The organism is Burkholderiales bacterium (assembly GCA_035518095.1).
Classification (GTDB): Bacteria; Pseudomonadota; Gammaproteobacteria; order Burkholderiales; family JAHFRG01; genus JAHFRG01.
In genome coordinates this window covers 1-5,030 of sequence record DATIXX010000054.1, presented here as the reverse complement: position 1 = coordinate 5,030, position 5,030 = coordinate 1, and the positions used below count along the sequence as shown (strand labels likewise).

At 53.7% G+C, this 5,030-nt stretch carries 5 protein-coding genes; 2 read left to right on the top strand and 3 right to left on the bottom strand.

Translation table 11 applies throughout. The annotated features are described in order from the left end of the window. Positions 1 to 613: 613 nt before the first annotated feature. Positions 614 to 1,492: a methyltransferase domain-containing protein gene (locus VLV32_09175; GenBank protein HUL42058.1), complete on the top strand. Its 879-nt coding sequence runs from the start codon at positions 614 to 616 to the stop codon at positions 1,490 to 1,492. A gap of 131 nt (positions 1,493 to 1,623) precedes the next feature. Here the strand turns inward: VLV32_09175 and folD are convergent, their stop codons facing one another. The 3 genes from folD to VLV32_09160 form a co-directional block, all read right to left on the bottom strand. Further along, positions 1,624 to 2,496 carry a bifunctional methylenetetrahydrofolate dehydrogenase/methenyltetrahydrofolate cyclohydrolase FolD gene (folD, locus tag VLV32_09170; GenBank protein ID HUL42057.1) on the bottom strand — a complete coding sequence of 291 codons (873 nt, stop codon included), beginning with the start codon at positions 2,494 to 2,496 and terminating at the stop codon, positions 1,624 to 1,626. Between the two features lie 527 nt (positions 2,497 to 3,023). Further along, on the bottom strand, positions 3,024 to 3,677 hold the full coding sequence (locus tag VLV32_09165) for a nucleotidyl transferase AbiEii/AbiGii toxin family protein (GenBank protein HUL42056.1): 654 nt from the start codon (positions 3,675 to 3,677) through the stop codon (positions 3,024 to 3,026). After that, positions 3,659 to 4,156: a helix-turn-helix transcriptional regulator gene (locus VLV32_09160; GenBank protein HUL42055.1), complete on the bottom strand. Its 498-nt coding sequence runs from the start codon at positions 4,154 to 4,156 to the stop codon at positions 3,659 to 3,661. Before VLV32_09160 ends, VLV32_09165 begins: the two co-directional genes overlap by 19 nt. Positions 4,157 to 4,304: 148 nt before the next feature. Here VLV32_09160 and VLV32_09155 point away from each other — a divergent pair, with 148 nt between their 5' ends. Beyond that, on the top strand, positions 4,305 to 4,706 hold the full coding sequence (locus VLV32_09155) for a hypothetical protein (GenBank protein ID HUL42054.1): 402 nt from the start codon (positions 4,305 to 4,307) through the stop codon (positions 4,704 to 4,706). Positions 4,707 to 5,030: the final 324 nt, after the last annotated feature.

Genomic DNA, 5,030 nt, shown 5'->3' with positions numbered 1-5,030 from the left:
GCTGCGACACGGTCGGCGAAGCCTGGGGTGCGGGAGCAGCGGCAAGTACACGGAAGAGATCATGTGATTCATGGCGAGTATGCCTTCTTTCCCCAAGTCTTAGCCTAACTTGATCCGTGTACACCGCGCTGCTCGCACAAGCGGGCGGCTGCGCAACTCGCGCAAGCGCTCAGACAGTGCTCGCCGATTTCGCCCCGCTAGGGCTGCGCTGCTCGGCAGCTCACAGGGGGCTCCGCACAACGAAGAAGCGCTCAGATCGCTAACCTTGAATGCTCGATAATGAGCAACGTTGATTAAATCAGGGATGGGAATTTCAAGATTCGAGACTGAGCCTAATAATTTCGTTCAAGCAAGCAATGAAGGCGGAAGGACTGATAAGGCAATCGGGTAAATCGACTCCGACCCTATTTTGTTTTTTTAGAGACGTTCCCACATCATCTCATCATACCTTGCTGACCGCGACAGCACAGCAAACAGTCTGCCACCAGCTTTTAAATCCTATTTCAAGACCTGACCCTGCATTTCGATGTTCGCTGCGCTCTGAACGACGAAAACCGTAGCCTGTTACAATTTTGATGCGGGAAAGTATTTTCGATAACAGCCGGCCGAGCCAATGGCTCCACGCGATGTGGCAGGCAATTGGCGCGTGCCGAACACGGCGGATTTTGAGGAGTTGTCGTTTATGGCTGGTCTGGAAGCACACTATTCGGCCCGCGACATCGAGGCGCGAATCCTGGCGGCCCTTCGCGCGGCCGGATTGAATCCCGAGCAACGCCTGTCGCCCGAGGAACTGGGGGCGCTTGATCATTTCCACACGGGCGGACTTCGCGCTTCACTCGAGTTGCTGGAGCTGGCGCAGATTCGGGCCGAAGATCGCGTTCTCGATATTGGAGCTGGGCTGGCCGGGCCCGCCCGGCTGCTCGCTTCCGCGCTCGGCTGCCGCGTCGACTGCCTCGAATTATCGCCCGATTACTGCGCCGGCGCGGTACTGCTGAATCGGCTGACCGGTCTTGACGACCGAATCCAAGTGCACAAGGGCAGCGCTCTCGACATGCCCTTCCCCGACGATTTGTTTGATGTCGTCTGGATGCAAAACGTCGGCATGAACATCGCGGACAAGCGGAAGCTCTACACGGAGGTTTACCGGGTCCTCAGGCCGGGCGGCCGGTTCGCCTTCCAGGAGATGGCCGCGGGAAAAGTGGCGACGTCCTACTTTCCCCTTCCCTGGGCCACCGACCCTGCCGATAACTTCCTTGTCTCCACCGAAGAGATGCGATCGATTCTTGGCGAGACCGGATTCATTGCTGAACTCCTGGAGGATACCAGCGATGCTCATTTGAGAAGGACTATCGCAAACGCCACGTCCGCCGCGCCGGGACAACTGACCTTGGCGGTGTTTGTCGACAATCTCGCGCAAAAGGCCGGAAACGCGCGGCGTAGTCTTGAAGAGGGTCAGGTCCGGCTTGTCAGAGGTATCTTCCGGGTGAAATGAGCAACCGCGCGGCCGGCACTCCGGAGAGCAATGATCGCCAGTCGTTGCTCGGAAATTGAACCCGATCCTTTTCCTCTGTTGGTTGATCTGCTCAGGTCGGTAGCTTGCAGCACGAACCGGGGTGCTAGAGGTCAGGCTGCTTGCGCCTTGCCCTTCGCGGCGAAACGCTCAGCGGACTGCACCGTGTTGGCGACCAGCATGGTAATGGTCATGGGGCCGACTCCTCCGGGCACAGGCGTGATATAGCCCGCGCGTTCCTTGACGCTTTCGAAGTCCACATCGCCAACCAGTCTGCCGTCGTCCTGCCGATTGATCCCGACGTCGATCACCACCGCGCCGCGCTTGACCATGGGGGCGGTGATCATTCCCGGCTTGCCGGTGGCGACCACCAGGATATCGGCGAGGATGGTGTATTGCGCAAGGTCGCGCGTCTTGGAGGTGCAGATGCTCACCGTCGCGTCCTTCTGCAGCAGCATCAGCGCCATGGGTTTGCCCACGATATTGCTGCGGCCCACCACAACGGCGTTTTGTCCCGCGATGGGGATGTTGAGATACTCGAGCAGGCACTGGATGCCATAAGGGGTACACGGCGGAAAAACCGACTCGCCCGCGACCAGCGCACCCAGGTTGTAAAGGTGGAACCCGTCCACATCCTTTTCCATCGAAATGGTGTCCAGCACCTTGTTATTGTCAATATGTTTGGGCAGCGGCAACTGCACCAGGATGCCGTGAATTGCCGGCTTCGCGTTGAGCTCTTCGATTTTTTTAAGCAGAGCGGCTTCGCTGACGTTGGCGGGAAGCTCGATTTTTTCCGAATAAATGCCCGCCTCAGCACAGGCCCTTACCTTGTTTCGCACGTAGACCTGGGAAGCAGGGTCGTTGCCGACGATGATGACGGCGAGGCCGGGTACCACGCCTTTTGCCTTGAGGCGCTCGGCCCGCTCTTTCCATTGTGCCCGGACTTCTTTGGCGATGGCGTTTCCGTCAATAATTTTCGCTGTCATCATTAATCCCGACTGAGCGCTTTGAGTCTGTGGAAAAGCGCAATGTGGCGTGCTTTTGTGAATCGCGTATGGCGAGCAGTCAATTATAAATCATTCAGCACCGGCCGGACGGTGTAGTCGCTTTTTTCCACGCGCAACTTCCGCGCGATGCCGGTGCGCAAGTGTCGAGGCATGAGGTGAAGAAGAAGTTGAAAACGGAAGCATTATGTCTTTTGCAGAATTTGTTCACCTTCAGCGATTGCAGTAGGGCAACAGAAAAAATCTGAATTCGCCGGTGGCAGAGCGGCAGCTGGTTACTTTTTCTTGTTTCGCCAAGAAAAAGTCACCAAAAAGAATGCGCACCCGGTTCGCCGCCCCTTCGGGGTGCCTTGCGCTGCCCTGCTCGGCAGCTCACAGGGGGTTCCAAACAATCAAGAAGCAACAGGTCTTGATTTTTGAATGTTCACGATGAACGAGCTATTGAATCAGCCATGGGAAAATTACGGCCCAAGAGCTGACCCTACCGTTGCGACCGCTTTTCTGGTGCGCTAGTTACTATCATTTTCAAGTAGCGTCTTCCTAACTACTTCTACGCATTCATCAAAGCTCCGACGATACTCGATAATCTCTAGTGCGGCGAACTCCTCTCGCAAATTAGCTGCATTCTCAGCGATTCGCCCGAGAATAATATCTCGGCGATCACGGAGGATTGGCTTGACCTTCCAAAGGGCTCCCGGCTCTTTCTCAATCACTAGCGAAAGATCGAATATATCGCGCGCCGTAAACTGGATACCTCGATGCCAGACCTTTTTGGCTATGATTTCGGTGGATGTCTCCACTTGGATTTCGCGACCGAATATCGTCTCGACGATAGTAGGATCTGCAGTTAATGGGCCCGATGCAACAAAGTCAATTTCTCCTTCTGGGAACGAAAGCTTGAGGAAGCCAGCTTGCTCGATGTAATGCGACGTGAGCGATTCTGTAGTCGAATTAAGTCGTGGGGTTAGATTTGTTAGAAACTGTGGATCAGATATAAATATGTCGATATCCTTACTCAAGCGATGGCGATATCGTCGCATGAGCACAGTTCCACCACCAAAGCTCCAATCCTCTAAGACAGTCCCGGATTCGCTGACGGAATCAATGATAACCAGCGCTCGCTGAAACAGTGATTCCCAGATGTTCAGCCGTTCTTCAGCCAATCGCTAATCCTTTTCGACGAACCGACTTCGCTGGCTATTTTCGCCAGGTTTTTCTCAACTCTTCCAGGCTTTGTCCATTTAGTTACTTCATTGACAAGTCCTTTGACAAGGAATGGGGTTGCTTCGTCTAATAGCGCTCTAATATGTGGCCTCTTGCTTGTAGGAATTTTCCCAGTAAGCAGCGCACGGATGAGTTCTTCCTCAGTTAGCGTCTCCTTAAAGCTTACATTGGCAGTAGTGCATGCCATTCTGATGAAGTTCACAGGAAGTGGTTTTGGTATCTCTTGGACCGATAATTCCATTCCGATCTTCGCTAGAATTGATTGAACTTTTTTCACGCCGAGATCCGGGAACAGGCCGTTCTCAAGCTGGTTCAGCGTCGTACGGGACAACCCCGCAGCCTTAGCCAACTGCGCTTGGGTTAATCCGCGTGCTAACCGGGCCTTGCGAATTTCGTAACCAAGCTGCTGTAAATGCATGGTTCGATCCTGTAACGTTAACTATATTTAACATTATAGTACTTTCCGAAGCAACTTCAAGGCGGTCTGAACGAACATTCTGTGGTATTTGCATCTGTAGTACTATAGTGCTATAGTACTGTCAAGCATGTTGCTTTAGGAGTAAATCATGAGAACTATTGAAGTCGATTTTGACGTATTCAAGGCTCTAACGATGCGCCGTCCTTCCGAAAATGTCACGGAGAATGATGTTCTACGAAAGCTACTCGGTTTGGAAGGAAAAGGGCAATTCGTAAAGAAGAATGACGCTACCGCTGTCAACAAAGACGATTGGTTCACTAAGGGCGTTAGATTCCCCGTTGGAACCGAGTTCCGGGCCAACTACAAAGGCCAAACCTACCTTGGTCGCGTTGAGGGCAGAGCACTTGTAATCAACGGTAAGAAGTTCGATACGCCGTCTGCAGCGGCAGTTTCAATTACCCGAAATGCAGTCAATGGATGGAAGTTCTGGGAGTGTCGTTTACCTGGGGCGGCCTCTTGGCAGCCCATTACAGTATTTCGGAAACAATGAGCATGGAGGCCGGCATTCCTTAGCCGCACGCCAGCCCGTCAAGCAAGCGGTGAAAGGAAGGGCTGATGGAAAAAATCCGAATTCGCCGGTGGCAGACCGGCAGCTGGTTACTTTTTCTTGCATCGCCGATAAAAAGTGACCAAAAAGAACTCAACCCCGGTTCGCTGCCCCTGAGGGGTAGCAGCTGCGACACGGTCGGCGAAGCCTGGGGTGCGGGAGCAGCGGCAAGTACACGGAAGAGATCATGTGATTCATGGCGAGTATGCCTTCTTTCCCCAAGTCTTAGCCTAACTTGATCCGTGTACACCGCGCTGCTCGCACAAG

Coding starts and splice junctions, on each gene's coding strand:
- VLV32_09175 (HUL42058.1), top strand. CDS start 614: ATGGCTCCACGCGATGTGGCAGGCAATTGGCGCGTGCCGAACACGGCG.
- folD (HUL42057.1), bottom strand. CDS start 2,496: ATGACAGCGAAAATTATTGACGGAAACGCCATCGCCAAAGAAGTCCGG.
- VLV32_09160 (HUL42055.1), bottom strand. CDS start 4,156: ATGCATTTACAGCAGCTTGGTTACGAAATTCGCAAGGCCCGGTTAGCA.
- VLV32_09155 (HUL42054.1), top strand. CDS start 4,305: ATGAGAACTATTGAAGTCGATTTTGACGTATTCAAGGCTCTAACGATG.